Origin of the sequence: Neisseria sp. HMSC065D04 (genome assembly GCF_001815675.1) — a bacterium.
In the GTDB taxonomy this organism is placed as follows: domain Bacteria; phylum Pseudomonadota; class Gammaproteobacteria; order Burkholderiales; family Neisseriaceae; genus Neisseria.
This window is the reverse complement of record NZ_KV821518.1, coordinates 1-1231: the sequence shown is the minus strand read 5'-3', so window position 1 is coordinate 1231 and position 1231 is coordinate 1. Positions and strand designations below refer to the sequence as shown.

Here is a 1231-nt window from a genome sequence, read left to right as displayed (position 1 = left end):
ACGCCGTACTGGTTTAAAGTTAATCCACTATAGTTTGGCAGATTAAGGCAGGGAATATGGCAGGTCGGTTTTAAGCCCTGCGGCGTTGCCTCGTCCTTATCCAACGCGGTGGGAAATCACAGTGAATTAAAATAACGAAATCGCGGCATGGCATTTTTCATTTGGATACATGACAAAAGGTCGTCTGAAAATCCAAAATCGGATTTTCAGACGACCTTTGCCTTACTTGAACCACCTTAGCAGGCGGACATCATGACCGCTAAGGTATGGCTTACCTTTTAGAAAATCAGGCTTTGGGTTTCAACGCCGCCGCTTCTTTGGCGAGGCGGGTGATGGTGTCCCAGTCTTTGTCTTTAACGGCTTCTTTCGGGGTCAGCCATGAGCCGCCGACGCACAAGACATTAGGCAGCGCCAAGTATTCGGGGGCAGTTGCCAGGCTGATGCCGCCGGTCGGACAGAAGCGCACGTCAGCGTAAGGGCCGTACAGGGCTTTGAGCATGGCTTTGCCGCCAACGACTTCGGCAGGGAAGAGTTTGAGGGTATCGATGCCGTGTTCCAAAGCCAGTTGGACTTCGCCCGGAGTAGCAACGCCCGGAATCAGGGGGATGCCGCTGTTGTGGCTGGCTTTGGCGAGGGATTCGTGCAAACCCGGGCTGATGGCGAAAACCGCGCCTGCGTCTTCGACGGCTTTGAGCTGTTCAGGGTTGGTAACCGTACCCGCGCCGACGATGGCGTTGGGCACTTCTTTGGCAATCAGGCGGATGGCGTCGAGGCCGACGGGGGTGCGCAGGGTGATTTCGAGGGTGGGGATACCGCCTTCGACAAGGGCGTGGGACAAATCGACGGCGGTGCTTAAGTCGTCAATCGCCATGACGGGCACAACTGCACCGGCAGTCAGGATTTCGCGTGGGGTCAGTTTGGACATTTCGATTCTCCAGGTGGGATGGGGTTGTCGTTTTTGTTGAGGTCAAACGGGATGGGGTTTTAAGTTTCAGACGACCTTTGGGACTGCATTCGGATACCTGTATCCGACAAATGCCCCTGATAACGTCGGATTCGAGAATCCGACCTACGTCTTTGGTTTTCGCGGGCAAAGCACGCTACGTCTGATGCGTTCAAACGGGATGGCGGTTTAAGTTTCAGACGACCTTTAGGGGCTGTATTCGGATACTTGTATCCGATAAATGTCCTGATAATGTCGGATTCAAGAATCCGACCTTGTATATCGAAA

The 1231-nt window shown here is 53.7% G+C and carries 2 protein-coding genes; both read right to left on the bottom strand.

The annotated features are described in order from the left end of the window. Window positions 1-286: 286 nt before the first annotated feature. Entirely contained in the window at window positions 287-925 is a 639-nt protein-coding gene (locus tag HMPREF3050_RS06740) for a bifunctional 4-hydroxy-2-oxoglutarate aldolase/2-dehydro-3-deoxy-phosphogluconate aldolase (RefSeq protein ID WP_070774211.1), read from the bottom strand. Between the two features lie 59 nt (window positions 926-984). After that, the coding region (locus HMPREF3050_RS14835; protein WP_210399920.1) for a hypothetical protein at window positions 985-1231 on the bottom strand (247 nt) is incomplete at its 5' end.